General features: G+C 69.9%; 25 protein-coding genes. 5 read left to right on the forward strand and 20 right to left on the reverse strand.

From position 1 onward, the window contains the following. Nucleotides 1–30 precede the first annotated feature (30 nt). Together ACWDUM_RS21665 and ACWDUM_RS21670 are read left to right on the forward strand one after the other, a co-directional pair. Nucleotides 31–600, forward strand: a complete 570-nt coding sequence (locus tag ACWDUM_RS21665; protein WP_450135548.1) for a sigma-70 family RNA polymerase sigma factor — start codon at nucleotides 31–33, stop codon at nucleotides 598–600. Beyond that, entirely contained in the window at nucleotides 597–1,367 is a 771-nt protein-coding gene (locus ACWDUM_RS21670) for an anti-sigma factor (protein ID WP_450135549.1), read from the forward strand. Before ACWDUM_RS21665 ends, ACWDUM_RS21670 begins: the two co-directional genes overlap by 4 nt. A gap of 148 nt (nucleotides 1,368–1,515) precedes the next feature. Here the strand turns inward: ACWDUM_RS21670 and ACWDUM_RS21675 are convergent, their stop codons facing one another. The 4 genes from ACWDUM_RS21675 to ACWDUM_RS21690 form a co-directional block, all read right to left on the reverse strand. Further along, complete coding sequence (locus ACWDUM_RS21675; protein WP_450135550.1) at nucleotides 1,516–2,091, reverse strand: hypothetical protein; 576 nt, start codon at nucleotides 2,089–2,091, stop codon at nucleotides 1,516–1,518. 118 nt (nucleotides 2,092–2,209) lie between these two features. Next, complete coding sequence (locus tag ACWDUM_RS21680; protein ID WP_450113666.1) at nucleotides 2,210–3,013, reverse strand: ABC transporter permease; 804 nt, start codon at nucleotides 3,011–3,013, stop codon at nucleotides 2,210–2,212. Beyond that, complete coding sequence (locus ACWDUM_RS21685; RefSeq protein ID WP_450135551.1) at nucleotides 3,010–3,981, reverse strand: ATP-binding cassette domain-containing protein; 972 nt, start codon at nucleotides 3,979–3,981, stop codon at nucleotides 3,010–3,012. The genes ACWDUM_RS21680 and ACWDUM_RS21685 overlap by 4 nt, the downstream gene beginning before the upstream one ends. 46 nt (nucleotides 3,982–4,027) lie before the next feature. Further along, nucleotides 4,028–4,954 (reverse strand): LysR family transcriptional regulator, encoded by a 927-nt coding sequence (locus ACWDUM_RS21690; RefSeq protein ID WP_450113668.1) that lies wholly within the window; start codon nucleotides 4,952–4,954, stop codon nucleotides 4,028–4,030. Between the two features lie 70 nt (nucleotides 4,955–5,024). Here ACWDUM_RS21690 and dapA point away from each other — a divergent pair, with 70 nt between their 5' ends. From dapA to ACWDUM_RS21705, 3 genes are all read left to right on the forward strand, one after another. Beyond that, nucleotides 5,025–5,996 carry a 4-hydroxy-tetrahydrodipicolinate synthase gene (gene dapA, locus ACWDUM_RS21695; protein WP_450135552.1) on the forward strand — a complete coding sequence of 324 codons (972 nt, stop codon included), beginning with the start codon at nucleotides 5,025–5,027 and terminating at the stop codon, nucleotides 5,994–5,996. Between the two features lie 515 nt (nucleotides 5,997–6,511). Beyond that, the gene (locus tag ACWDUM_RS21700; RefSeq protein ID WP_450135553.1) at nucleotides 6,512–7,381 is read left to right on the forward strand and encodes a thermonuclease family protein; all 870 of its coding nucleotides are present in this window, start codon (nucleotides 6,512–6,514) and stop codon (nucleotides 7,379–7,381) included. A 268-nt stretch (nucleotides 7,382–7,649) separates the two neighbouring features. Continuing rightward, nucleotides 7,650–8,462 carry a CAP domain-containing protein gene (locus tag ACWDUM_RS21705; RefSeq protein ID WP_450113671.1) on the forward strand — a complete coding sequence of 271 codons (813 nt, stop codon included), beginning with the start codon at nucleotides 7,650–7,652 and terminating at the stop codon, nucleotides 8,460–8,462. A gap of 267 nt (nucleotides 8,463–8,729) precedes the next feature. On the opposite strand, the gene ACWDUM_RS21710 is transcribed toward ACWDUM_RS21705, so the two are convergent. Genes ACWDUM_RS21710 through ACWDUM_RS21785 form a run of 16 tightly spaced genes read right to left on the reverse strand, consistent with a single transcriptional unit; the run spans nucleotide 8,730 to nucleotide 23,419 of the window. Further along, on the reverse strand, nucleotides 8,730–9,887 hold the full coding sequence (locus ACWDUM_RS21710; RefSeq protein ID WP_450135554.1) for a HoxN/HupN/NixA family nickel/cobalt transporter: 1,158 nt from the start codon (nucleotides 9,885–9,887) through the stop codon (nucleotides 8,730–8,732). A gap of 26 nt (nucleotides 9,888–9,913) precedes the next feature. Then, nucleotides 9,914–10,684: a DUF6390 family protein gene (locus tag ACWDUM_RS21715; protein WP_450135555.1), complete on the reverse strand. Its 771-nt coding sequence runs from the start codon at nucleotides 10,682–10,684 to the stop codon at nucleotides 9,914–9,916. Between the two features lie 3 nt (nucleotides 10,685–10,687). Continuing rightward, nucleotides 10,688–11,854: a hydrogenase formation protein HypD gene (gene hypD / locus ACWDUM_RS21720; RefSeq protein WP_450135556.1), complete on the reverse strand. Its 1,167-nt coding sequence runs from the start codon at nucleotides 11,852–11,854 to the stop codon at nucleotides 10,688–10,690. A 16-nt stretch (nucleotides 11,855–11,870) separates the two neighbouring features. Next, the gene (locus ACWDUM_RS21725) at nucleotides 11,871–12,143 is read right to left on the reverse strand and encodes a HypC/HybG/HupF family hydrogenase formation chaperone (protein ID WP_450113675.1); all 273 of its coding nucleotides are present in this window, start codon (nucleotides 12,141–12,143) and stop codon (nucleotides 11,871–11,873) included. Nucleotides 12,144–12,178: 35 nt separating this feature from the next. Continuing rightward, the gene (gene hypE / locus ACWDUM_RS21730) at nucleotides 12,179–13,264 is read right to left on the reverse strand and encodes a hydrogenase expression/formation protein HypE (RefSeq protein WP_450135557.1); all 1,086 of its coding nucleotides are present in this window, start codon (nucleotides 13,262–13,264) and stop codon (nucleotides 12,179–12,181) included. A 60-nt stretch (nucleotides 13,265–13,324) separates the two neighbouring features. Then, nucleotides 13,325–14,023: a D-sedoheptulose-7-phosphate isomerase gene (locus tag ACWDUM_RS21735; RefSeq protein ID WP_450135558.1), complete on the reverse strand. Its 699-nt coding sequence runs from the start codon at nucleotides 14,021–14,023 to the stop codon at nucleotides 13,325–13,327. Next, nucleotides 14,020–14,790: a HypC/HybG/HupF family hydrogenase formation chaperone gene (locus tag ACWDUM_RS21740; RefSeq protein WP_450135559.1), complete on the reverse strand. Its 771-nt coding sequence runs from the start codon at nucleotides 14,788–14,790 to the stop codon at nucleotides 14,020–14,022. The genes ACWDUM_RS21735 and ACWDUM_RS21740 overlap by 4 nt, the downstream gene beginning before the upstream one ends. Then, nucleotides 14,787–17,129 (reverse strand): carbamoyltransferase HypF, encoded by a 2,343-nt coding sequence (gene hypF, locus ACWDUM_RS21745; RefSeq protein ID WP_450135560.1) that lies wholly within the window; start codon nucleotides 17,127–17,129, stop codon nucleotides 14,787–14,789. Before hypF ends, ACWDUM_RS21740 begins: the two co-directional genes overlap by 4 nt. Next, nucleotides 17,126–17,407 carry a HypC/HybG/HupF family hydrogenase formation chaperone gene (locus ACWDUM_RS21750; RefSeq protein ID WP_450135561.1) on the reverse strand — a complete coding sequence of 94 codons (282 nt, stop codon included), beginning with the start codon at nucleotides 17,405–17,407 and terminating at the stop codon, nucleotides 17,126–17,128. Before ACWDUM_RS21750 ends, hypF begins: the two co-directional genes overlap by 4 nt. Before the next feature lie 3 nt (nucleotides 17,408–17,410). Further along, nucleotides 17,411–17,920, reverse strand: coding sequence for a hydrogenase maturation protease (locus ACWDUM_RS21755; protein WP_450135562.1), 510 nt, complete (start codon nucleotides 17,918–17,920; stop codon nucleotides 17,411–17,413). Nucleotides 17,921–17,930: 10 nt separating this feature from the next. Then, nucleotides 17,931–18,050 carry a DUF6893 family small protein gene (locus tag ACWDUM_RS21760; protein ID WP_450113681.1) on the reverse strand — a complete coding sequence of 40 codons (120 nt, stop codon included), beginning with the start codon at nucleotides 18,048–18,050 and terminating at the stop codon, nucleotides 17,931–17,933. Beyond that, nucleotides 18,047–19,474, reverse strand: a complete 1,428-nt coding sequence (locus tag ACWDUM_RS21765) for a hypothetical protein (RefSeq protein ID WP_450135563.1) — start codon at nucleotides 19,472–19,474, stop codon at nucleotides 18,047–18,049. Before ACWDUM_RS21765 ends, ACWDUM_RS21760 begins: the two co-directional genes overlap by 4 nt. Continuing rightward, entirely contained in the window at nucleotides 19,471–20,127 is a 657-nt protein-coding gene (locus tag ACWDUM_RS21770) for a DUF6084 family protein (protein ID WP_450135564.1), read from the reverse strand. The genes ACWDUM_RS21765 and ACWDUM_RS21770 overlap by 4 nt, the downstream gene beginning before the upstream one ends. Beyond that, nucleotides 20,124–20,750 carry a DUF5947 family protein gene (locus tag ACWDUM_RS21775; protein WP_450135565.1) on the reverse strand — a complete coding sequence of 209 codons (627 nt, stop codon included), beginning with the start codon at nucleotides 20,748–20,750 and terminating at the stop codon, nucleotides 20,124–20,126. The genes ACWDUM_RS21770 and ACWDUM_RS21775 overlap by 4 nt, the downstream gene beginning before the upstream one ends. Further along, nucleotides 20,750–21,619, reverse strand: coding sequence for a NifU family protein (locus ACWDUM_RS21780; RefSeq protein ID WP_450135566.1), 870 nt, complete (start codon nucleotides 21,617–21,619; stop codon nucleotides 20,750–20,752). The genes ACWDUM_RS21775 and ACWDUM_RS21780 overlap by 1 nt, the downstream gene beginning before the upstream one ends. A gap of 3 nt (nucleotides 21,620–21,622) precedes the next feature. After that, on the reverse strand, nucleotides 21,623–23,419 hold the full coding sequence (locus tag ACWDUM_RS21785; protein ID WP_450113686.1) for a nickel-dependent hydrogenase large subunit: 1,797 nt from the start codon (nucleotides 23,417–23,419) through the stop codon (nucleotides 21,623–21,625). Nucleotides 23,420–23,441: the final 22 nt, after the last annotated feature.

Below are 23,441 nucleotides of genomic sequence, written 5' to 3' on the forward strand. Positions count from 1 at the left end.
AGGCTTTCGTGCGATGAGTGGACAGGGCCGATGACCGGCGTCAGCGGGGACACCGACACGCTCGCGGCGCTGCTCCAGCGGGTCGCGGACCGGGACGAGTCGGCATTCGCCCGCTTCTACGATCTGACCCGCGCCCGGGTCTACGGGATGGTGTTGCGGGTGCTCCGCGATCCCGGGTACAGCGAGGAGACGACGCAGGAGGTGTACCTGCAGGTGTGGCGGACGGCCCCCGCGTTCGACGTCACCCAGGGTTCCGCGCTGTCGTGGGTGATCACCCTCGCCCACCGGAGGGCGGTGGATCGGGTGCGCGCCGAACAGTCGGGCTCGGATCGGGAATCCCGGTATCGGGCGAGCACCGTCGAGTCACCGTTCGACACCGTGACCGAAGAGGTGACGCGGCGTGAGGATCGGCGCATGGTGGTGCGGTGCCTGGGCACCCTGACCGACCTGCAACGCCAGTCCGTGGAGCTGGCCTACTATCGCGGCCTCACGTACCGCGAAGTGTCCGAACAGCTTTCGGCGACGCTTCCCACGGTCAAGTCCAGGATCAGGGACGGGTTGCTCCGCCTCCGGAACTGTCTCGGAGGTGAGCGGCAATGACCGACGATGCGGTCCCCGGTGTCCGGGGCGTGGAACGGGACTGGCTCGAGCTGGCCGAGGTGTACGCCCTCGACGCCGTCTCGGACACCGAACGCGCACGGATCGAGGCCCGGCTGGTCGTGGCCGGGCCGGCCGAGAAATCCGAGTTCGAAAGCCGCGTCCGCGACGCCCGCGAGACGATGGCCGACGTGGCGGCGGCGACCGCAATCGAACCTCCGGAGCAACTGCGCGGCCGGGTACTCGACGCGATCGCGGACCGGCCCGATGCCTCACCGAACCCGGCCCCACTCGATCTGGACGCACGGCGCGCCGCCCGGCGCCACCGGCTGCGGAACGGGTTGCTGGCGGCGGCCGCGGCCGTCGTGGTCGCGGTGGGAGGCGTCGCCGTGGGTGCGCGGATGTGGTCGTCGGAGCCCGCCCCCACGGCGGAGCAGGTGTTCGCCGCCGACGACGTGCGCACCTCGTCCGGGTCGATCGAGGGCGGTGGCACCGCGACCGTCGTCTACTCGAAGGACGTGGATGCCGGTGTGCTGGTGATGAACAACGTCGCCCCGCCCCAGGAGGGCACCGTCTACCAGATGTGGCTGATGAACGATCAGGGCAGCGCCCAGCCGGCAGGCACGATGGACGCCACCGCGGTGGCCCCGTCGACGACGGCGGTCCTTCAGGGCATCGGGGACGCGACCGCCCTCGGCTTCACCGTGGAACCGCCGGGCGGCTCGACCCAGCCGACCGGGCAGGTCTTCGCCGAGTTGCCGCTGACCTGATCATCGGGCGGGTCGAGTCGACAACGACCGCCGCTGCCATGCCGGTCGGCTGCCACGACGCGCTGCCAGACGGTCCAGAACGTGACATCGTGAATCCGCCGGAACGACCGCTGCACGTGGACCTACCGGCGCCGGACGATGGTCAGGCTCACTGACAACCCCCGTCTGGCCCCGGAAGCCCGGTCAAGACGCCGCAAACGTGGAGGTGGGACAACTTCCACTCGTTGTCGGAACGCACGAAAGGAATTGGCCCCACCGGATACGGGGCCATGCCATCGACGTAGCCCTGCCCACTCGCATTGACACGGTCCGGTCCGTCAGGTTCCACGGTGGTGAACTGGATGTATTGGGGCATGGGCAGTGCACCCCAGGACCGCGCGATCTGCAAGGTCTGATCGCTTGGACCATCCAAGAGTCGAGACCGATCCTCCTCCCGTATCGAGTAGTTGGTAGTGGCGTTGTACAGCGTGGTCAGCTGCTCGGCGGTGGGAACGAGATCGGTAATCGGCGACGGCGGCGGCGCGAACTGTGTTGATTGGATGAGAACGGTCGGAGATGGCGATTCGTGGTCATCGACCGGCGAACAGGCGCTTGCGGCGGCGATCGCGACAAGGGCACCGGCACACCTGGCGGCTTTCCTCACCATGACAGTGTGCACCGAGAAACGACCGATTCGGCTCTGATCGAACGTCCACAGCCGGGGCGGACCTTCCCAGGTCAGCACAGCGACTTCACAACCTTCACCGGTCAGCGACGGAGTGCCGCCACGCCCGCACCGGTCAGGCCGCTACCGGCGGCGGTACGGCATGTCTGACCGACACCCGTGACTGCTGCCGAGCCTCTCAGCGGCTGACGGCCTTCTTGTACCGGCGAATCGCGAACGGCACGAACACGATCAGCGTCAGCGCGATCCACAGCAGCGACGCCAGGACCGGGTTCTGCAACGGCCACGCCTGCGGCGGCGGCATCATCGGATTGGTGTTGCCGAACAGCTCACGCACCGCCTGCGTCAGCGCGGACACCGGGTTCCACTCCGCGATCACCCGCAGCACCGTGGGCATCGAGGACGGGTCGACGAAGGTGTTCGCGATGAACGACAGCGGGAAGATCACCATGAAGCTCGCGTTGTTGAACACCTCCGGCGTGCGAATCCACATGCCCACCACCGCCATCACCCACGACAGGGCGTACGCGAACAGCAGCATCAGCACGTAGCCGGCGATGGCCTCCCCCAGCGACGAGTGGATCCGCCACCCGATGAGCAGGCCCGTCAGCGTCATCACCACCAGGCTGATCACGTTGATCAGCACGTCGGTGGACGTGCGGCCGATCAGCACCGCCGACGGTGCCATCGGCAGCGACCGGAACCTGTCGATGATGCCTTTCTGCAGGTCCTCCACCATCCCGAGCCCGGTCCACGTGGCACCGAAGATGACGGTCTGCGTGAAGATGCCCGCGATGAGGAACTCGCGGTAGGACATCCCGGGGATCTCGATCGCGCTGCCGAACACGAACGCGAACAGCAGCACGAACATGATCGGCGAGAGGGTCGTGAAGACGATGAGATCGGGAACCCGCTTGATCTTGATGATGTTTCGCTTCGCGATGGTCAATCCGTCGGACGCCACCATCTGCATCGCGTTCATCGAACCACCTCCTCGTCCACGTCCACGTCCTGCGCCTCGTGCCCCGTCAGGGAGAGGAAGACGTCGTCGAGGGTGGGTTTGCGCAACGCGACGTCGGTGACCCGGATGCCGGCCGCGGACAGCCGGGCGAGCGCCGCGGCGAGGGTGTCCGCTCCGCCGCTGACCGGGACGACCACCTTCCGGATACCGGACTCGACCTGGATCTCCCCGGCGGACAGCGGCGCGAGTTCGGTCCGCAGATCGGGCAGCCGTGCGGCGTCCACCAGCCCGAGTTCGATGCGCTCGCCGCCGACCTGGTCCTTGAGTTCGTCGGCGGTGCCGCGCGCGATGACCGCGCCGCGGTCCATCACCGCGATCCGATCGGCCAGCCGCTCGGCCTCGTCCATGTACTGGGTGGTGAGCAGCAGCGTCGTCCCCTGCGCGACCAGTTCGTCGATCACGTCCCACAACGCGAGCCTGGCGCGCGGGTCGAGGCCGGTGGTGGGTTCGTCGAGGAACAGCACCGGTGGCTGCGCGACGAGTGCGCCCGCGAGGTCGAGGCGGCGGCGCATGCCCCCGGAGTAGCCCTTGACCGGGCGGTCCGCGGCGGCGACGAGATCGAACTGCTCGAGCAGTTCCCTGGCCCGGTCGCGGCTGCGTTTGATGCCGAGGTGGTAGAGCCGGCCGACCATCTCGAGGTTCTCGAATCCCGTCAGGTACTCGTCGACGGCCGCGTACTGACCGGACGCGCCGATGCGTGAACGCAGTTCCTGGGCGTCGGCGACCACGTCGAGCCCGTCGACGCGGGCGGTGCCCCCATCGGGAACCAGCAGCGTGGTCAGCACGCGAACCGCGGTGGTCTTGCCTGCCCCGTTCGGCCCGAGCAGAGCGGTGACCGTCCCCGCTGGGACCGTCAGATCGATTCCGTCGAGGGCCGTGACCTTGCCGTACCTCTTGATCAGACCTTCGACGACTATGGCATCGGCCATGAGTCCTCCCCGTGTCCGGTGGTTTCGACTCCCAGTGTGCCCGAGGTCACCGACAGGTTTCGACCGCTGGATCGGCGGGGCCGTCGTGGAAGGCCCGGGCCGCGCGATGCAATTCACCGCTCACCGCGGCGAATGCCGGCTGGGATCCGCTGCCGCGGCGGTAGGCGATCCGGGTCCGTCTGCCGATCGGAAGGGCGGTGAGCACCACACCGTCCGGGACATCGGTCGCCCCGAGCCGGGGAACGAGTGCCACACCGGCGCCCGCGGCGACGAGGCCGAGGACAGCGGCGAAATCGTCGACGCGGTGGGCGACGAGTGGCTCGAAACCCTGGGACTGGCAGGTGCGCACCGTCATGGTGTGGCAGAGGGTGTCCGGGTTGCCGACGATCCACCGGCTCCCGGACTGGCTGCGGACCACATCGGCGGCGGGTACGCCGGGCGCGGCGGACGAGGCCAGGTACACCACCTCGTCCAGCAGCGGTTCCAGTTCGATGCCCGCCCCCACGGTGGAGGGGACGTTGTCGTACTCGTGAACCAGCGCGAGGTCCAGTCGGCCGCCGCGAAGAAGGTCCGGCACGTCGGCCGGATCGGCCTCCGTCACCGTCAGCTCCAGGTTCCGTTGGGCGCGAGCGAGTTCCGTCATCGCGGGCAACACGATCGTCCGCAGGGCGGTGGGAAACGCGCCCAACCGAACCGATGCCGACAGGCCGGCGCCAGTCGCGGCGAGCGCCGCTTCGGCGCGCTCGAGGTCGGCGAGAACCACCTCGGCGTGCTCGACGAGCACGACCCCGGCGGGAGTGAGGCTCACCCGACGGCCCGTCCGCGTCAGCAGGGGTTGGCCGGCCTCCCGTTCGAGCGCCGCGAGCTGTTGCGACACCGCGGACGGCGTGTACGCGAGCGCGTCGGCGACGGCCGCGATGGTCCCGCGATGGGCGAGTTCGCGAAGAAGCCTCAGCTTTCGAATGTCGAGCATCAGTTCAGCTTACGGACAGACGAAGAAACAGTAACTGGATCTTGACTGTACGGACGGTGAGAGTGGGAACATGACCTTCCACCCGTCAGGACTCCTCGTCCCGCTCGTCACGCCCTTCACCGACGGCGGCAAGCTCGCGGTCGCCGACCTCGAACGCCTCGCCCACGACACGATCGAGGACGGTGCGGCCGGGATCGTCGCGCTGGGGACGACCGCGGAGCCGTCCACGCTGAGCCCGCAGGAACGTCGAGAGGTCGTGCGGATCTGCGGCAGGGTGTGCCGCGAACACGGTGTGCCACTGATCGTCGGTGCGGGAGGCAACGACACCGCGGGCACGGTCCGAGCCGTCGAGGAGCTGAACTCGAGCGTCGACGCCGCGGCGGTGCTGACGGTTGTCCCGTACTACACCCGTCCGTCCGAGGCCGGCGTCGTCGCGCACTTCGAGTACGTCGCCGACCGCAGCCCACTCCCGCTGATCGTCTACAACGTTCCGTATCGCACCGGACAGCAGCTCGGCTGGGAGTCCCTGACGCGCCTGTCGCGGCATCCGCGAATCGTCGGCGTCAAGCAGGCGGTCGGCGTGGTGGACACCGACACCGCGCGACTGATCGCGGAAACGGCCTCCCCCGGTCGCCCCGCAGGCTCCGCTCCTGCCAACGCGTTCTCGGTGCTCGCGGGCGAGGACACGCTGGTCTCACCGCTGTTGGCGATGGGCGCGGCGGGCGCGGTCCTGGCGACCGCGAACGTCTGCGGACGCGAGTTCGCCGAGCTGGTCCGGTTGTGGCACGAGGGACGTCTCGAGGAGGTACGCGCGCTGGGAAGTCGACTCGTCGGACCCGCGTCCGCCCTCATGTCCGAACCGAACCCCACGCTCCTCAAGGCCGTTCTCCACGCGCAGGGCCGGATATCGACACCGAACGTCCGGTTGCCGCTGCTTCCGACCACGGCGCCCGCGCCGATCCTCGACGCGCTCCGGGACCTTCGCGCCACCGACGCCATTCCCCGAGACGAGCGCCTGAGCCTGGATCCACCGGTGATGTGACGCCTACTCGCCCAAGGCGATCGGTACCGCCCGAGGCGTCGGGGCGAGTGGCCGGGTCCTGGCCCGCGCGGGGTCGGCCTACTTCGGGCACACGTTCGTTTCCGCCGCCGCCGTCCGCGCCGAGCCTGGTTCTCAGGGGACCGAGAGGATGAACCCACAGATCCGGGCCGCGATTGCATCGATCGACGAGACCGCGTGGGGCGGCCGCGGATGCGCGGCACCGCGATCACGTGATCAACATCCCCGCCCGGATCGCATCGCCAGGCCGGAGACTGACGCTGGAATGTCGCACCGCGGAAGCCGAGCCCGTCGAACCCGGACTGCGGACTCCTTCTCAGTGTCCACCAGCGGTCGACTCGGCCAAGCTCTTCACCACATCGGCACAGGTGCCAGGGTGCAACAGATGCACGTCGAAAATCGAGTAGCCGCATACTCGCGCCACCAACGTGCCCGACGACGAACCTCTCAAGTATCGATCGCTCGACGCCGCATCAAGTCCGCCAATAGGAGGGGACATGTCATTCGTACTGATCAAGGGCGCATTCCGAGCCAAGGGGGCCCAGCCTGACGGGGACTCCGTCCGGTTCATCCCGGACGCGCCCGCCGAGTGGGAACTCGTCGGCGGACCGCATCCGGTCAAACGGACCGCTTCTGGGGCAGCGCAGCTACGCCTGGATGGAATCGACGCCCTCGAGACCCACTACACGCCCAAACACGGCACCCGCACCCACCAACCGCTGGGATTGGGGCACGCCGCAGCCGAAGAGCTGCTCGGCTGGCTCGGTTTCACCAACGTCGAACGCAACAGCGCCGAGACGGTCACCGCTTGCACTCCCGATACCGTCAACGGGTTCATACTGACTCGCGGCGCCGATTTGTACGGCCGCTGCGTAGCATTCGTCTGTCGCGGCGCACCTCCCACCACATCCGGAAGCCCTGTGTTCGTCGATACCACCCTGCTGCGCACCACTCTCAACCATCACCTGCTCAGTACCGGGCTGGCATACCCCACCTACTACCGCAACCTGTTTCCCGCCCTACGCAACGAATTCACCGCCGCAGTCGAGAGTGCACACGCCGCCAAGGACGGGGTGTGGGCCGTCGACGCCACCACCAGCGGCGCAGTGATCGACACGGCAACCACCCTCACCGAGGACGTTGTCATCCTGCCGAAACTGTTTCGCCGCCTGGTCGATTACTTTGAGCTGGATCCCGGCAACCTGTCGTTGGCCGGGTTTGCCTCCTTCCTCTCCCAGGCCCAGGACAAGTTCTTCGTACTCTCCACTGGGCACTCCACCACCGGACTCGACGCCATCGTCGATGTCCAGGCAGACACCGTCCGCCTCACGCACCCTCCAACTGACCTCGTCTTTGACGAGAAATGAGGACGGACGCCAATCCAACGTCCTACCTCATTCGTCGATTGGAGCCCGGAATGTCGTAGACCACTGCGCGGGGACGGACGCAGGAATGGACAACACGGTCGTCGTCGCCATCTACGGACAGCCGGGCTGACAGGAAGAACCAAGAACCCCGAAACGCCTGCAAAGTCGAGTACTCGACTACGCGTGTGCGGCGATCCTCCAGCGCCATACGCTTCGCGATGTGGCCCACACGGCCAATACACAAGACAGACAAGTCGGAGGGACAACCATGTCTGCAAGCTTCAAGCATGCGCTGCTGCCCTTGTCGATAGTGGGGGTAAGCCTGCTGGCGGCGACTACTGGTACGGCGCCGGCCCACGCCGACCATGACCTGCCCTACGGGCCCGACACCTGCGTCCAGGGCTACGTATGGCGGGAGGCTCGGGTCGGTGACACCGTCTGTGTGCCGCCGCAGGTCCGGTCACGCACGGCCCAGGAAAACGCAACGGCCGCAGATCGGGTCCAACCCGGCGGCGGCGCGTACGGGCCGAATACCTGCAAGCAAGGATTCGTCTGGCGGGAGGCCTTCAACGGTGACGTGGTCTGCGTGACTCCCGATATTCGGTCGCAGACCTGGGCCGACAATGCCGCGGCCGATTCGCGCTATCAGCGCAACCAACCCAATCGCCACCCGCAGCAACAGCCCGGTGGTGATCAGGGCGGCGCGGTGCTCAACCTGATCAACCAGCAGCGCGCAGCGAATGGTTGCGGTCCTGTCGCATCCAACGGCCAGCTCGCTGCGGCCGCCAGTCGGCACGCGACGGACATGCTCAACAGTGGTGTGACGGGCCATACCGGTTCGGACGGCTCGTCTCCAGATGCCCGGATCGCGGCCGCAGGCTACGCTCCCGTCGCGCGGTGGGGCGAAATCGTCTACTGGGGTACCGGCGGCGGTGCAACACCCGAGGCGGCGGTCAACTGGTGGATGAACAGCCCGGGCCATCGTGCCATCATCACCAACTGCGCTCTTACCGACGCCGGCGTCTCCACCTCTTCGGGCAACGGCAAAATGACCGCGGTCGGTGACTTCGCCACACACTGACCTGATGCGTCCAACGCTCCAGCAGACCGGACTGTTGGGTGGCGTACTGCCACTTCTCATCGATCGCGACGCCCAAGTCTGGGGTGCACCCGGGAATCATGGAAATCCCGACGCGGGGCGGACCGGGCTCCGGCTTTGGGCGGCGAACCGCGCACTTGTCGACTCCGAGTGACCCGCGCTGTTCCAGCTGTACTGCCCAGGGACATTGGTCATGCGGCTGCCCCACACGCGTGCCTCACCGACGTCCGCGGCTCACCGACGTCTCGGTCAGTCCTCGGCCGGGGCGGTCGCCAGGCGCGCGGTCCACCGCTCCTCGATGTGCCCGTACCGCCAGATCGCCAGCGCGGCGACCCAGGTGACCACGAACAGGGCGACGACGAGGTAGCCGAGCAGGTTCAGGTTCAGGCCGGCCAGCCGGTCCCAGACGCCGCCGGTCCAGCCGAGTTGTTCGGCGAGCAGGCCGAGCAGCTCGACGGTGCCGATCAGCAGCGCGACCGCGACGGACAGGAAGGTGATGGTGAGGTTGTAGTAGACCTTGCGGACCGGGTGGGAGAACGCCCAGCCGTAGGCGAAGTTCATGAACGAGCCGTCGATCGTGTCGAGCAGACTCATCCCGGCGGCGAACAGGATCGGCAGGCACAGGATCGCGTACCACGGCAGACCCGCGGCGGCGCTGGTGCCGGCGAGCACGAGCAGCGCGATCTCGGTGGCGGTGTCGAAGCCGAGCCCGAACAGCAACCCCACCGGGTACATCTGCCAGGGCCGCGTGATCGACCTCATCACCCGGCCGAGGACGCGGTTCATCAGCCCCCTGGCGTTCAGTTGTTCCTCGAGCGCGGTCTCGTCGAACCGACCGGCGCGCATCTGGCGGAAGACCCGCACGATCCCGAACAGGATCACGACGTTGATCGCCGCGATCACGTACAGGAAGGTGCCCGAGACGGTCGTGCCGATCAGCCCGGTGTAGTGCTGCAGGGCGGAGTCGTCGTCCTGCACGGGGCCGACGATCGCCTTGATGCCGATCGAGATCAGCACCGCCAGCCCGAACACGATCGTGGAATGTCCGAGCGAGAAGAAGAAACCGACCGACAGCGGCCGCTGGCCGTCGTTCATCAGTTTCCGGGTGGTGTTGTCGATCGCCGCGATGTGGTCGGCGTCGAAGGCGTGCCGCAGTCCGAGGGTGTAGGCCGTCAACCCGACTCCGAGCCCCAGGGTCGTCGTGCCGAGGCTGTAGTGCTGTGGGGCGACGACGAGCGCCAGAATTCCCCATCCGAGCACGTGCAGCACGACGATCACCGCCACCATCGCCGCGACCCGCACCCATTCGGCGGCGGTGAGCCCGGACCGGATTCGGGCCATCCGCGACGTGAAGGGACGGCCGGACGGCGTGGTGGTGTTGCCGGAGGCGGGCATTGATGTCGTCATCGCGATCGTGTCCTCTCCGCGGGAGTTCACGGCACATCCGTCGTCGCCGGTTCGGCGGCGAGTCGTTCGTTCGTGCAGGCGAGCTGGCGGACCGTCCCGGCCGCGAGACGCTCGGCCTCGTCCCCGGTCAGCCGATCACACAGGAAGCCCCAGTGCATCGCGACTTGCTCGCCCACCCGGAGCGCGGGCACGAACGTCCCCGACGCGGTCCGTCGCTGCACGCGCTCGATCCGTTCGGTACCGAGATCCAGACGGGCGCCGTCGAACTCGAGCGGCCGGGTGCGCACGGTGGCCGACGCGGCATCGACGTCGAGCACGATGCCCCAGCGGATCCGGCAGGAATCGAGCACCTGCAACGGCTGCGGCATGCCCGTGTCGAGCAACCGCGACCACGGATACACGCCGAAGACGTGGAAGGCGTGCGTGGGCGCCGCCTCGTCGATCAGCGCCGGCGTCAGGTGCGTCCAGTAGTGCGCGGCCGCGGACCCGAGCCGCTCCAGCAACCGGGTCCCGAACACATGCGGGTCGACGCGGTCGGTCAGGTCGCTCCCGGTCCAGTAGGCCCGGACCACCCGTACGTCGAGGGGGTCCGCGATGCCGGTCAGCTCGGCGAGCAGTTCCTGATAGGGCCAGGCACCGCTGAACCTGCGTGCCGCGTCGGTGACGGCGCCGCCGTCGCCCGCACCGCACGCGGCGTGCTCGAGCGCCGCCACCCCGGCCGGACCGCAGAATCCGAGCGCGTTCGGGGCATGGGCGTAGCGGGCGAACAGCCGCTGACCATCCGTCGGCTCGGTCATCGGTCAGACCGTCTCGCCCTGACCCACCAGCGGCTGCCCCGCCGCGCCGCGCCGTCCCACCAGCTCCGCCGTCTCCCGGTGCAGGCGCCCGAAGTTGTAGTAGGCCGCGCACGCCCCCTCGGGTGAGACCATGCACGTACCGATCGGGGTCTCCGGGGTGCAGGCGGTGCCGAACACCTTGCACTCCCACGGCTTGATGACGCCCTTGAGGACCTCACCGCACTGGCAGGCCTTCGGATCCGCGACCCGCAGACCGGGCATCGAGAATCGCTGCTCGGCGTCGAAGTCGGCGTAGTCCGGGTGGATGCCGAGCGCGCTCTGCGAGATGAATCCGAGCCCGCGCCACTCGAAGTGCGGGCGCAGGGTGAAGGTTTGCGACATCAGGCGCAGCGCCTGCACGTTGCCGTCCGCGCGGACCACGCGGCTGTACTGGTTCTCCACCTCGCACCGCCCGTCCCGGATCTGCCGCAGCAGCATGTGGACCGAGGCCAGGATGTCGAGCGGCTCGAAACCCGCGACCACGATCGGCTTTCCGTACACCTCGGGAACGAAGCGGTACGGCCGCAACCCCACCACCGTCGACACGTGTCCCGGGCCGAGGAACCCGGACAGTCGCAGGTCCGGTGACTCGAGGATCGCCTTGATCGGCGGGACGATCGTCACGTGGTTGCAGAACACGGTGAAGTTCTCCAACCCCAGTTGCCGGGCCCGCACGAGCGTCACCGCGGTGGACGGCGCGGTGGTCTCGAAGCCGACGGCGAAGAACACGACGTGCTTGTCCGGGTTGTCCACGGCGATCTTCAGCGCGTCGAGCGGGGAGTACACGAAGCGGACGTCCGCGCCGCGGGCCTTCGCCTCGATCAGGTTTCCGCGGGATCCGGGCACCCGCATCATGTCGCCGAACGTCGTGAACACCACGTTCGGCTGTTCGGCCAGCCACATGGCGTCGTCGATGCGCCCCATCGGGATCACGCACACCGGGCATCCGGGGCCGTGCACCAATTCGACCGACGGCGGCAGGAGATGTTCGATGCCGTGCCGGTAGATGGTGTGGGTGTGGCCGCCGCACACCTCCATGAACTTGAACTCGTCGGCGGCCGCAAGTTCGGTGATCGACGCCACCAGGGCGCGGGCCGCGGCCGGGTCTCGGAACTCGTCGACGAATCTCATGTCGCTGCCCTGCCTTTCACGCGATGTCCGACGCGTTGAAGGCGTCGATCTCGTTGACGTAGTCGGCGCCCATCCTGCGGACCTGGTCGAGCGTCACCTGCGCTTCGGCCTCGTCGATGCGCGCCATCGCGAATCCGACGTGCACCAGCACCCAATCGCCCACCTGCAGTCCGCTGTCGGCGAGCAGCCGCACGCTGATCGCGCGCTGCACCCCGCCCACGTCCACCTTCGCCAGATGTTGCGCGGGATCGACCATGTCGACCACCCGGCCGGGGATACCCAGGCACATGACGTGACTCCTTTCACCCCGGCAGATCCGGGTTCTCAACAGATACGGGGCAGCGGATCACCGACGAGCATGTCCACGATCCGGCTGCCGCCGAACGCGGTGCGCAGCGCGACGATCCCCTCCGGTTCGGCGAGGATCTCGCCGACCACCGTCGCCTCGGCACCGCCCGGGCAGGCCCGCAGCGCGGCGACCGCGGCGTCCGTCTCGTCCGGGGACACGATCGCCACGAACTTGCCCTCGTTCGCGACGTACAACGGGTCGATGCCGAGCAGGTCGCACGCACCGACCACCGCGGGCCGGATCGGCAGCGACGCCTCGTCCAGGATCACGGCCAGGCCGGTGGCCTGCGCCAGTTCGTTGCACACGGTGCCGACGCCGCCGCGGGTGGGATCGCGCATCCACCGGGTCGACGGTGCCGCCGCGAGCAACGCCTCCACCAGCGAGTGCACCGGGGCGGTGTCCGAGGCGATGTCCGCCTCGATGGCCAGGTCGCCGCGGGCCAGCATCACCGCCATGCCGTGATCCCCGATGGTCCCGGAGATCACCACCCGGTCGCCGGGCCGGACCAGGTCGGCGCCCAGGCGTCGACCCTCGGGCACGATCCCGACGCCCGCGGTGCTGATGTACAGCCCGTCGGCGGCGCCCCGGCCCACCACCTTGGTGTCACCGGTGACGATCTCGACCCCGGACGCGGTGGCCGCGGTCGACATGTCGGCGACGATCCCGCGCAGCCGGTCGATCTCGAAGCCCTCCTCGATGACGAACGCCGCCGACAGCCAACGCGGACGGGCCCCGGACACGGCCAGGTCGTTGACGGTGCCGTGCACGGCCAGATGCCCGATCGAGCCACCCGGGAACGACAGCGGCTGCACGACGAACGAGTCGGTCGAGAACGCGAGCCGCTCCGCGGGGCCCGGGCGCACGGTCGCGGCGTCGCCGAGCTGCTCGAGTTCGGTGTTGCGGAACGCGTCGACGAACACCGCATCCACCAGCGCGGCGGACGCCTTGCCGCCGGCGCCGTGCGACAGCGAGATCACCGTGTCCCGCAGTCGTGGCCGACGCCGCCGGAACGCCTCGATCCGTTCGAGGACCCGGTCCTCCCGCTCGGCCTCGGTACTCATGGTCGACCTCCTGCCTCGGTCTCGGCGCTCATGGTCGACCTCCCACGTCGGTCTCCGCGCTCATGGTCGACCTCCCACGTCGGTCTCCGTCAGGGCTGCCTGCGCGACCGACCACAGCCGGTACCCGAGCAGGGCGTGGCTCTCCTGGATCCGGTGGATGCTCTGCGAGCGGACCGTGAAACAGAAGTCGAGGTGATCGGTCGCGGCCATCCGGCCGCCGTCGTGTCCGGCGAAACCGATCGTGAGCAGGCCGCGGGAACGCGCCTCGGTCAGCGCCGTCATCAGGTCGTCGGAATTGCCGGAGGTGGACAGGGCGATCGCCACGTCGTGCTCGTGGGCGTGCGCGATGAGCTGCCGCGAGAAGATCAGGTCGAAGCCGACGTCGTTGCCCAGAGCGGTCACCACCGCCTGGTCCGCCGCCAGCGACCAGGCGGGTACCGCCCTCCCCCGCGCGGGCCGGCTGAACAGGGTCGCCAGGGTCGCCGCGTCGGTCGAGCTGCCGCCGTTGCCGAAGGTGTAGAGGCGTCCACCACGAGCAAAGCGCTCCGCCATGCGGCGGCCCGCCACGGCGATCGCCACCCCGTACTCGTCGAGCGAGACACGTTGCAGGCGCGCGCTTTCGGTCGCCTTCCCGCGAGCCGACGCGGCGAGGTCGCGCAGCAGCGCGGTGGCATCACGCTCCTGGGCGTCGATGAACGGGTAGAGGAAGTCGGTGTTCTCCGGCGCAGTGTTCGCCGTGTTCTCCGGTTCGGTGGTCACGGCTCCTCCCCACTCCCGCTCGGCCCGGCCTCGAGGTCCCCGGTGTCGAGTCGCGTGATCGCCACCCCGCCGTGCACCAGCACCAGGTCGCCGGCGGCGACGCGGCCGAGCAGCGAGACATCGACCTGCTCCTGCCCGTCCGCGGTGCGCACCGGCGCGGTCCCGGTGTCGTCGGCCACCCACACCACCTCGCCGAGCCTGCCCTCGTCGCTGCAGGTGACACACACCTCGTCGGTGCAGTCGGGAGCGGTCAGCAGTCCGGGATGTTCGAAGCACACGTGGGTCAGTTCCCACAGCAGGTGATAGAGCAGCACGAACCGGCCGGTCGCGGGGACCATCGGGTCGTCCGAGTCCACCCACAGCACGTGGGTGGCGGCGCCGGGCGCCGGGCGGGGACCGCAGCCGATCCAGATCGTGTCGGCGCCCCACGCGGGGGCGCGCCGCACGATCTCGCGGACGGCCTGCTGGTCGGCGGAGGCAACGGCGAGGATCACGTCGCCCGGACGGGTGGCGACGCGACACTGGGCCACGGGGTCCGGCTCCACCAGCGACACCGACGGCAGCGCGCGTTTGCCCATGATCACCGGGTGCACGAACTCGACCGCCACGTGGTGGGCGTGCGGTTCCCACTGCGGGGAGACCACCCACAGGGTGGCGCCGGCGTGGAATCGGCGGGCCAGGGCCAGCGCGGTGTCGGCGAGATCGGCGGCCAGTTCCGGCCCGATGGGGTCGGGGTCGGGGCCGGTGGTCCGGTCGGTCGCGGTCATCGCGCTCGCCCCCTTCCCTCGCGCTCCGCTACCCGACTGCGCGCCCAGGCGGCACCGAGCGCGGCCTGACCCAGCGAGAGACCACCGTCGTTCGGCGGCACCCGCCTGTGGGTGAGGACTTCGAACCCGTTGTCCTGCAACATGCTTCGGATCGCACTCAGCAGCACCCGATTCTGGAACACGCCGCCCGTGAGCCCTATCGTGTGCACCCCGGCCGCGTCGGCCGCCCGGGTCGCCAGCTCGGCCGTCCCGGCCGCCAGCGCGAGGTGGAAGCCCGCGGCGAGTGTCGCGGCGGGGATACCGTGCCGGACACCGTCGACGAGGTGGGCGACGGTGCCCGTCCAGTCGAGTTCCTCGCCGTGCACCGCCCACGGGAGCGCCACCGGGTCCGCGGCGCTGCGCGCCAGTGCCTCGAGCTCGATCGCGGCCTGCGCCTCGTAGCTGATCCGGTGCCGCACGCCCAGCACGGAGGCCGCCGCGTCGAACAGTCTCCCGGCGCTGGTGGTGCGCACGCAGCCGACACCGGTGGTCAGTTGCGAGTCCACCAGCGCGCGCTCGTCCGCGCCGAGCGCGGTCGCGGGCGGCAGGTCGTCGATCTCGGTGATGCCTGCCTCCCGCAGCACGGCCAGCGCGACGCGCGCCGGGGTGCGCACCGCGATGTCGCCGCCGGGCAGCGGGAACGGGCGCAGGTGTCCGACCCGGCGGGAGTCGAGGGGGTCCGGGCCGACCAGCAGCAGCTCACCGCCCCACACCGTGCGGTCGCAGCCGTATCCGGTGCCGTCGAAGGCGATCCCCAGGACCGCGGTCCCGAGCCGCCGGTGCTCGGCGAGCAGGGAGGCGACGTGCGCGTGGTGGTGCGCGGCCGTGTGCAGGTCCAGGCCGTGGGCCTCGGCATGACGTTCGGCCCACTGCCGGGTCGTGTAGCCGGGATGCGCGTCGGCCACCACCACCTCGGGAGTGACCCCGTGCAGCGCGGTCAGCTGCGCGACCGACATCTCGAAGGCCCGCCTGCTCTCGACGGTGCCCATGTCCCCGAGGTGGGCCGAGCAGAAGGCGTAGTCCTGCCGCGTCAGGCAGAACGTGTTCTTCACCTCGGCGCCCACCGCGAGCACCACCGGCGCCGGTTCACCCAGCAGCACCGGCATCGGTGCGAATCCGCGGGAGCGGCGCAGCGGCAGTTCCGCGCCGTCGGCGACCGCGACCACCGAGTCCTCGCAGGGCACGGCGATGTCCCGGTCGTGCAGCAGGAACAGGTCGGCGATCGGTCCGAGCCTGGTCCGGGCGTCGTCGTTGTCGGTGCACAGCGGTTCGCCGGACAGGTTGCCCGACGTCGCGACCAGCAGTCGCGGCACCCGGGCGTCACGGTCGGGCACCGGCGCGAAGAGCAGGTGGTGCAGCGGGGTGTACGGCAGCATCACCCCGAGTTCGTCGAGTCCGGGCGCGACCGCGTCGGCGACCACCGCGCCGGGGCGCGTCCGCAGCAACACGATGGGCCGGGCCGGGCCGGTCAGCACGGCCTCCTCGGCATCGGACAGCGCGCAGAGCGCGGCGACCGCGGCGACGTCCGGCGCCATCACCGCGAACGGCTTGCAGGGCCGGTGCTTGCGGTCCCGCAGACGCGCCACGGCCGCGGGGTTCGTCGCGTCGCACAGCAGGTGGAAGCCGCCGATCCCCTTGACCGCCACGATGTCTCCGGCGGCGAGGGCCGTCTGGACCGTGGTCAGCACCGCGTCGTCGCCGTCGATGCGGATCCCGTCGCGTTCGGCGAAGATCCGCGGCCCGCAGTCCGGGCAGCAGATCGGTTGCGCATGGTAGCGGCGGTCGGTGGGGTCGGCGTACTCGCGGGCACAGTTCGGGCACATCTCGAATCGCGCCATCGTGGTGGCCGGCCGGTCGTAGGGCAGGTCGGTGATCACCGTGTAGCGCGGACCGCAGTTCGTACAGTTGACGAACGGGTGCCGATGGCGCCGGTCGGTGGGGTCGTGCAGTTCCCGCAGGCAGTCGGCGCAGGTCGCCACGTCCGGCGGGATCAGGGTGCGCGCACCGTCGGTGCGGTGGCTGTCCACGATGCGGAAGTCGCGCTCACCCCGTGGGGGTCGCGCCGCGCCGGTCACCTCGGCGAGCAGCGCGAGCGGCGGCGCATCGTCGCGGAGGCGGCGGGCGAACTCGTCCAGATCCGCCGCGTCGCCCTCGATCTCGAGGAACACCCCGCCGTCGTCGTTGCCGCAGTACCCGCCGAGGCGCAGCTCGCGGGCCAGTCCGGCGACGAACGGCCGGAACCCGACGCCCTGGACCACGCCACGGACCGTCAGGCGCCGTCGCTCGACCAGCGACTTCACGGCGAGGTCCCCGGCTCGTCACGCGGGCGGTGCCCCTGATCGCTTCGGGGGCGCCCGATCAGTTCGAGCCCGGCCATCGCCCGCTGCGCGCCGGCCTCGTCCACCCGGTCCATCGCGAAGCCCATGTGGATGACGATCCAGTCGCCCGGGCCGAGGTCGGGGTCGTCGAGCATGCCGATGTTCACTTTGCGCTGCTCACCGGCGACGTCGACGAGGGCGAGTTGCCCGGCGTAGCCGTCGAGCTTTCGGATCACCTGCCCCGGGATGCCCAGGCACATCGGTCAGCCCTCTTTCCCGCCGGCCGCGGCGACACCGACGGTGCCGCGGTCGTCGAGGAGCTTCAGGGTCCGGTGGACGGCGGCGACGGCGGGGTCGACGGCTGCGGCGACCGCGGGCGAGAGGCCGAGGGTCTCGGCGACGTTCGCGACCTGGCACCCGACCACGACGGTGGGCGGCGGGTGCCCGCCGAGCGCGGCGAGGCCGGCGAAAACGGCTGCCGGGTCCATGGCGTGGGCGTCGAGGCCACCGCCGCCGCGGTCGGTGGTGTCGGCCTCGAAGACGCGCAGCGCACCCGGGTCGCCGGTGTCGGGGACGGCGTCGACGAGGACGAGGGCGTCCCACCCGTCGAGCAGGTCGTAGGCCAGGTGCATGCCGCGGATCCCGTAGTCCACCACACGGGTTCCGGGTGCGATCGCCTCGTGGGTGCCGGCCGCCAGCCGTCGCACGACCTCCGGGCCGAAGCCGTCATCGCCGAGGAAGATGTTGCCGATGCCCGCCACCAGGATGCGCACGCGCAGGTCCTCACATCTTCCGGATCCGCAGGTACCGCTGGATGTCCGGCAGCGACTGCACCGTGACGGCGACCGCGGCGGCTGCGGCGGCGGCCAGGGCCAGGGTGGTCAGCTTTCCCATGAATCTCATGACTCCCCATTCCTTGTGATCGGCTCGAGCTCGTCGGGTGCGAAGTACAGGTAGCGCCCGTACCAGTCGTGGAGGTCGGCGGCCGGATCGTCGACGAGCACGACCCCGACATGGGTGTCGCCGTCGACGTCGGCGTGCACGGTGGACACCCGCGCGATGCGGCCGGCGAAGAACAGGTCCTGGGCGTCGGCGCGGCGCGAGGGGTGCAGGCGCACCAGGCTGCCCTTGGCGACGCGCACACCGCCGACGAGCACTCCGTCCGTCTCGGGTCGGACGCTGGTGTCGGCCTCGGGTGTCCACCAGTCGACACCGTCGGGCACGTCGGGAATCAGCCCGCCGTCACCGTGCGGGTCGCACGCGATGTCACCGTGCGGGTCGCGGAGGATGCCGTGCAGGGCCTGCATGTCGGCGGGGGTCATCTTCTCGCAGCGGTCGACGATCCGGCCGGCGCGGGGATCGGTGGCGCGGGCCTCGGCCTTCTCGTCGTCGGTGAGGGTCAGGACCCGCAGGGTGAGGATCTCGTCGATCTCGGTGGCGTCGAACAGGTCCCCGCCGCTCTGATCGGCGATCCGGGGGTGGTCGTACAGGATGATCGGCGACACCAGCATCGTCTCGGCCTCGCCGGGGGTGGCGGGGTCGTGGTCTCCGGCGAGGACCGGGAAGCAGCGCGAGTGCGTGCAGCCGGTCGCGAGATCGGCGGCGTCGGTGGGTGGTTCGAGCAGCGAGATGAACCGCCCGGCGCCGGCGGTGACGATCAGGTGTGCGCCGAGCAGCGACCGACGCAACGCGTCGGTGCCGTCGCCGGGCGGCGCGCCGGTGTTCTCGACGGTGAGGTCCAGTCGCAGCGGGGCGCCGGAACCGTCCGGGGCGGCGGTCTCCACGCGGAGCACGGCACACAGTGGCCACCGCCGGCGCAGCACGCGGCCGGCCGGCGTCCCGTCCGGCGCGGTGAGCGGTTCGACGTCGTCGCCGCCGGGGACGGCGATCGCGATCGTGTGCACCGCCGGTTCGGTCGTCACGGGCAGGGGGCCGATGGGGACCTCGACCTCCACGGCCTCGTCCCAGCCGATCCAGGTTCGGTTCGCGACGGTCAGTTCGTCGACGGTGACGTGGCCGTCCCCGTCCAGGCGCTGCACCGTCCGTGTCTGCAGCTGCAGGAAGCGGAGCGCCACGTCGATCGTCGTGCCCGCGCCGAGTGGGCGCAGCACGCACTGTGCCGCCAGTGTCGGTTCCTCGCCGAATCCGGCCGCGGCGGCACCGGGCGGGCCGAGCACGCCGAACTGCCACCGCGAGTGGTTCTTACGGGAACTCGCCCGGTACGGGTAGAGCAGGTAGCCCTCGTAGAGCACGGCATCGGCGACGGCGCGGACCGGGTCCGGAATGGAGCCCGCGGAACGACCGGCTTCCGGAGTGGCTCCCTTCACGACGCCACCTCCCCCGGTCCCCGCGCCGTGCTCTCGGCCAGCAGGGCGGAGACCGCCGCGTCGAAGTCGGTGTGACCGTGCGCGACCTTGTATCGGGTCAGCGCGGCCAGGGTGTCGTGGCCGAGGCGGGCGAAGCCGGTCGCCGGGAAGTGGGCTCGCACCATCTGGTGCCACACCGTCACCGGCATGTCGAATCGGGCCTCGCGGTCCCAGGGCACGGGCTCGACGACCGTCCCGGTCGGCCCCTGGGTGAACACCATGCCACTGAACAGCAGCAGCAACGGCACCGCGCCGTCGGGCAGAGCGTTCAGATACCGGGTCGCCGCGACCTCGAAGTCGTAGGTGCACGGCAGCGGCAGGTTCGTCTCGCACTCGTCCTGGAATCGGGGCACCATCGTCGCGGTCTGCAGCCACGAGAACGACGACAGGGTGCCGCCCCAGCGGTCGCGGGTGCCGAACAGGTCACCCAGGGTGTCGGCTGCGTCCGGCTCGTAGCGGCGACGTCCCGGTTCCAGACGCACCTGGCAGCGCAGCGCGACGCTGTGCACCGCCGCGCCGGTCGTTTCGCGGATGCGGATGCGGGCCACCAGGTTCGGGGTGGCGGCATACGGTTCGGGCTCGATACGAGAGACCTCGAACTCCAGGGATGTCACGACGGGCCCCTGGCCGGGACGGGCCGGCTGCGCCGCGCGATCTCGGCGAAGAAGGTGTCGAGTTCGGCGCGGGCGTCGGAGCCGCCGTCGAAGCCGCGCCAGACGCGGCGCAGCCGACCCACCAATTCGTAGCAGGCGTCGATGGGCACCAGGTGGCAGTCGGCGGCGCCGCGGCGGGGCGCTCGCAGGAGCAGTGCCTCGACGTCCGGCTGCGGGGTCACGAGCGACGGGTTGTCGGCGCGGACCCGCTCCCAGGTGTCGAGGGGCAGTTCCGATTCGGTCGCGCCGGCCGGTCCGGGGTAGAGCGCGACGGTCCTGCCGAGGACCGAGTTGTGGAAGAAGAACGCCAGGCCCACGGGGATCTCGAGGGCCGCCCACTGTCCGGAGGCCAGCGCGAAGTCCGGGAAGGACAGGTAGCGCTCCGGCACCGCCCGGTAGTGCAGGTCCGCGTCGGGGTCGGTGAACAGCAGATAGCAGGGCCTGCACACGCACATCAGCTGCCGCGCCCGGACGTCGACGACGTGGGCGTGCCCGGCGCCGACACCGACCGCGCACATTTCGCAGCGCTCCCCGGCCGGGCGCGGCGCGGACAGTCGCTGCAGTACCTCGAACGGGGACGACATCACGGCACTCCGGCGGGCATCGCGACGGACAGCACCCCGTCCCGCACCAGGACCGGCACCGGGTCGAGGTGGTCGTCGGTGCCGGCGTCCAGGCGTGCCCCGGCGCCGCGGACGTCGAAGTGCGCCGAGCAGTGCGGGCACCGCAGGACGGCGGCGCCGGCCAACGCTCCGCGGTGCAGCACCGCCCCGGCGAACGTGTGGGTGCATGCCGGGCAGCGGTCGCGGTAGGCGAGGATCTCACCGGAGAGACGACAGGCGAGCACGTGCTGTCCCGCGACGGCGAAGCCTCCCACGTCACCCTCGGCGAGCCGGTCGAGTTCCGGTGCCGCGCACCAGGTTCCCCCGGAGCCCGCGTGCACCCGGGTGAACAGCGCGTCGGCCGGGATCACCGCGGGATCCGGGGCGGCGGCCGTCTCGACCTCGAGTTCGGTGACCTCGGGCGCCGCCGCTCGCACCGCGTCCTGCACGGCGAGTTCGAGGGTCACCGCGGACGACGGGCAGCCGTGGCAGCTGCCCAGCAGACGCAGCCGGGCCACACCTCCACTGACCTCGACCAGTTCCACGTCACCGCCGTGCGATCCCAGATAGGGGCGCACCGCGTCGAGTGCGGTGCGGATCCGGGTCGGCGCGTCGTGCGGGTGCAGGCCGTGTACGAGCAGCAGGCTGGCGACGAGGTCGTCGCGGGCGAGTTCGTCCGTCAACTCCGGGTCTCGGGCCGCCAGGTCGCGGATCCTCGCCAGCCCCGCGCCGTAGAGGCCCATCACCTCCCGGACGAGGTCCTCGGCGCGTTCCCGGGCCGCCGGCCCGGCGGCGGAACTCGCGTCCAGCAACGCCTCGATTCGTTCACCCGACTCCCGCCACCGCTCCATCCGTCACTCCCCGGTGAGCGACTGGGTCGGCGAGTGCAGCTTCTCGAGGGTCTTCCCGCCACCGAGGTACATGTGCACCCCGCAGGGCAGGCACGGGTCGAAACTGCGCACCGTGCGCATGATGTCGATGCCCTTGAAGTGCTCGCGGTCGTTCTCCTCGAAGATCGGCTGCCCCTGCACCGCGTCCTCGTACGGACCGGGGGTGCCGTAGCTGTCGCGGGGGCTGGCGTTCCACGGCGTCGGCGGATACGGGTGGTAGTTCGCGATCTTCCCGTCGCGGATCACCATGTGGTGCGAGAGGACGCCGCGCACGGCCTCGGTGAATCCGCAGCCGATGCCCTCGTCGGGCACCTCGAAGGTTTCCCAGGTCTTGGTGCGGCCGGCCCGGATCTCGGTGAGTGCCTGCTCCGCGAAGTGCAGCGCACACGCGGCGGCGTATGCCTGGAAGTACGTGCGGGCCCGGTTGCGTTCGAGGGTGTTGCTGCCGTGCTCTGGGATCTTCCACTCGAGGGTGACCGGTCCCTTGAGCGCGGTCTTGGGGAGGTTGATCTGCACGCTCGAGCCTGTGGACTTGACGTAGCCGATGTCGACCAGCCCGGCCAGCGCCGTCGACCACAGCCGGGCGAGGGGTCCGCCGCCGGTGTCGAGGGCGAGGTGATCGGTGCCGTCGAACCAGCGCGGCGACATCACCCAGCTGTACTTGTCCTCCAGGTCTCGCTTCTGCGGACGCGGGTTCGTGTGCTGGTTCCAGGGGTGACGTCGGTCCACCGGGTTCCCCAGCGGATCCGTCGCGACGAAGGTCTCCTGATCGGACCAGTCCTCGTAGTACGACGAGCCGAGCAGGATCCGCAGGCCGAGGTTGATGTCGACCAGCGAGGTGGTCACCAGTTTCCCGTCGACGACCACGCCCGGGGTGACGAACATCTTCCGGCCCCAGTCCTCCATGTCGCGGTAGGCGAAATTGCACGCCTCCGGGTCCTGGAACGACCCCCAGCAACCGAGGAGGGTGCGCCGCAGGCCCACCTTCTCGTAGCCCGGCAGCGCCTCGTAGAAGAAGTCGAACAGATCGTCGTGCATCGGGACGACCTTCTTCATGAACTCGACGTAGCGCATGAGCCGGGTCATGTAGTCGGTCATCAACTGGACCGTCGCGACGGTGCCGACCCCGCCCGGGTACAGGGTGGACGGGTGCACGTGCCGTCCCTCCATGAGACAGAACATCTCCCGGGTCGAGCGGCTCACCTGCAGGGCCTCGCGGTAGAACTCCCCGGTGAACGGGTTGAGGGAACGCATGATGTCGGCGACGGTGCGGTAGCCGTGCTGGTCCTCGCGCGGGGCACGGGTGTTCTCGGCCTTCGCCAGGACACCCGGGTTGGTCTCGGACACCATCTTCTCGCAGTAGTCGACGCCGACCAGGTTCTCCTGAAAGATGTTGTGGTCGAACATGTACTCCGCGGCCTCGCCGAGGTTGACGATCCATTCCCCGAGGTGCGGCGGCTTGACCCCATACGCCATGTTCTGCGTGTAGCAGGAGCAGGTCGCGTGGTTGTCACCGCAGATCCCGCAGATGCGGCTGGTGATGAAGTGGGCGTCCCGAGGATCCTTGCCCTTCATGAACAGCGAGTACCCACGGAAGATCGACGAGGTGCTGTGGCACTCGGCCACTTGCTTGTTCTCGAAGTCGATCTTGGTGTAGATGCCGAGGCTGCCGACGATGCGGGTGATCGGATCCCAGGCCATCTCCACGAGGCCGCCGGAATCCGTCTGCTTGTGCGACGGCTCGGGGATGATCTCGGTCATCGATCTGCCTCTCGAGAGGTCG

Source organism: Rhodococcus sp. NPDC003322 (assembly GCF_053589555.1).

What these genes read in the sequence shown, in the direction of transcription:
- ACWDUM_RS21780 (WP_450135566.1), bottom strand. Translation starts at nt 21,619, where the DNA reads ATGGAGCGGTGGCGGGAGTCGGGTGAACGAATCGAGGCGTTGCTGGAC.
- ACWDUM_RS21700 (WP_450135553.1), top strand. Translation starts at nt 6,512, where the DNA reads ATGTCATTCGTACTGATCAAGGGCGCATTCCGAGCCAAGGGGGCCCAG.
- ACWDUM_RS21710 (WP_450135554.1), bottom strand. Translation starts at nt 9,887, where the DNA reads ATGACGACATCAATGCCCGCCTCCGGCAACACCACCACGCCGTCCGGC.
- ACWDUM_RS21715 (WP_450135555.1), bottom strand. Translation starts at nt 10,684, where the DNA reads ATGACCGAGCCGACGGATGGTCAGCGGCTGTTCGCCCGCTACGCCCAT.
- ACWDUM_RS21685 (WP_450135551.1), bottom strand. Translation starts at nt 3,981, where the DNA reads ATGGCCGATGCCATAGTCGTCGAAGGTCTGATCAAGAGGTACGGCAAG.
- ACWDUM_RS21785 (WP_450113686.1), bottom strand. Translation starts at nt 23,419, where the DNA reads ATGACCGAGATCATCCCCGAGCCGTCGCACAAGCAGACGGATTCCGGC.
- ACWDUM_RS21680 (WP_450113666.1), bottom strand. Translation starts at nt 3,013, where the DNA reads ATGAACGCGATGCAGATGGTGGCGTCCGACGGATTGACCATCGCGAAG.
- ACWDUM_RS21740 (WP_450135559.1), bottom strand. Translation starts at nt 14,790, where the DNA reads ATGACCGCGACCGACCGGACCACCGGCCCCGACCCCGACCCCATCGGG.
- ACWDUM_RS21760 (WP_450113681.1), bottom strand. Translation starts at nt 18,050, where the DNA reads ATGAGATTCATGGGAAAGCTGACCACCCTGGCCCTGGCCGCCGCCGCA.
- ACWDUM_RS21775 (WP_450135565.1), bottom strand. Translation starts at nt 20,750, where the DNA reads ATGTCGTCCCCGTTCGAGGTACTGCAGCGACTGTCCGCGCCGCGCCCG.
- ACWDUM_RS21670 (WP_450135549.1), top strand. Translation starts at nt 597, where the DNA reads ATGACCGACGATGCGGTCCCCGGTGTCCGGGGCGTGGAACGGGACTGG.
- hypE (WP_450135557.1), bottom strand. Translation starts at nt 13,264, where the DNA reads ATGAGTACCGAGGCCGAGCGGGAGGACCGGGTCCTCGAACGGATCGAG.
- ACWDUM_RS21690 (WP_450113668.1), bottom strand. Translation starts at nt 4,954, where the DNA reads ATGCTCGACATTCGAAAGCTGAGGCTTCTTCGCGAACTCGCCCATCGC.
- ACWDUM_RS21750 (WP_450135561.1), bottom strand. Translation starts at nt 17,407, where the DNA reads ATGTGCCTGGGCATCCCGGGGCAGGTGATCCGAAAGCTCGACGGCTAC.
- hypD (WP_450135556.1), bottom strand. Translation starts at nt 11,854, where the DNA reads ATGAGATTCGTCGACGAGTTCCGAGACCCGGCCGCGGCCCGCGCCCTG.
- ACWDUM_RS21705 (WP_450113671.1), top strand. Translation starts at nt 7,650, where the DNA reads ATGTCTGCAAGCTTCAAGCATGCGCTGCTGCCCTTGTCGATAGTGGGG.
- dapA (WP_450135552.1), top strand. Translation starts at nt 5,025, where the DNA reads ATGACCTTCCACCCGTCAGGACTCCTCGTCCCGCTCGTCACGCCCTTC.
- ACWDUM_RS21725 (WP_450113675.1), bottom strand. Translation starts at nt 12,143, where the DNA reads ATGTGCCTGGGTATCCCCGGCCGGGTGGTCGACATGGTCGATCCCGCG.
- ACWDUM_RS21665 (WP_450135548.1), top strand. Translation starts at nt 31, where the DNA reads ATGACCGGCGTCAGCGGGGACACCGACACGCTCGCGGCGCTGCTCCAG.